At 41.8% G+C, this 1,334-nt stretch carries 1 pseudogene; it reads right to left on the bottom strand.

The window, feature by feature from the left end:
* Positions 1–1,334, bottom strand: a pseudogene (locus C8P67_RS21925) (SprB repeat-containing protein); the annotation flags it as partial.

A 1,334-nucleotide genomic window follows, 5' to 3' on the forward strand; every position in this document is an offset into this window, starting at 1 on the left:
CCGGTAACGGTAAACTTAGCTGAACCATTATTGTTCGCTCCGTTTAAGGCGTTACATGAAATATCACCTGCCAATGTTCCAATTATTGCAATTGGTGTTACCGCTTTAACGGTATACAATTCTTGATATGTACAGCCATTGGCATCGGTTACCTGGAAGGTATAGTCGCCAGGTGTCAAGCCAGCAAAATCAGCGGATGCCTGTTTGCCTCTAACTATTGGAGAACCTGTCAGCGTCTCGTACTGCAATGACAATACGCCTCCTGTTGCCGTTAGACGAACTGTAGCAGTTGGTAATGGACACGTTGGCGCAACTGTAACTGCAAAGGCTAAATCTGTCGGTTTGTTCAACGGATTTATTACGATAGACTGAGGAACAGTTGTACAGCCATTAGCATCTTTTACAGAATACGTAATAGTCTGGATAGCTCCATTGTCATTTACTGTAAACGTATTTGAAGCGTCATAAGGCAATCCATTAAAACTATAATAATATCCAGTTCCAACACCCGTTGGCGTACCATCATGACCTGCTACGGTAATTACAGTAGCCACACTACAAGTAGTATTGACAGGGAATGATGCTGTAGCTGTTAATACAACTGGCTCTGTTATTACTATCGCAGACGCAGCTATAGAACTACAGCCTTTTGAATCGGTAATTACCATTGTATAAGATCCTGCTTTTAGACCAGTAAAATTTCCTGTCGTATTGGTATTACTCACTCCAAGAACTGTTAACACATACGTATATGGTCCAACTCCTGCAGTTGGTGTTATAGTAATGCTTCCGTCACTGCCACCATTACAGCTTACATTGATTTGAGCGGCAGTGAATGCTGGCGTAGCTGGTGTTTTTACATCAACTGCATTGGTAGTCACTGTACATGCAGCACCATTACTATCTGTTATCACAAAATGGTAACTGCCTGCTGATGCAACTGAAGCAATAAAACTAGAACCTGTTACTGCTGTCAGACTGCCTGCAGCAACTCCTCCAACATACATTTGGTAAGAATATGGTGCAACACCGCCAGTTATAGCAACATCAATTCTCGCATTAACTGATCCTGTACAATGTAAGTCTTTTGTCAATGTGGCTTCCGCTAACAATTGTTTTTGAATTGTATAATCTACAAAAGCCTCACAGCCATTGTCATCCTTAATACCTAATGTATATTTACCAGGAGCATTAAACACTGCACTAGATCCTGCAATAGCCAAGCCGTTTACAGTATATGATTTAACACCGCCGTAAACAGTGGTATAACCATTTAAGTTAACCGTCAATGGGGATCCAACAAAACATTGTGCCGGAGGAACCGTAATCGTCGG

It is taken from the genome of Flavobacterium aquicola, assembly GCF_003385115.1.
Lineage (GTDB): Bacteria > Bacteroidota > Bacteroidia > Flavobacteriales > Flavobacteriaceae > Flavobacterium > Flavobacterium aquicola.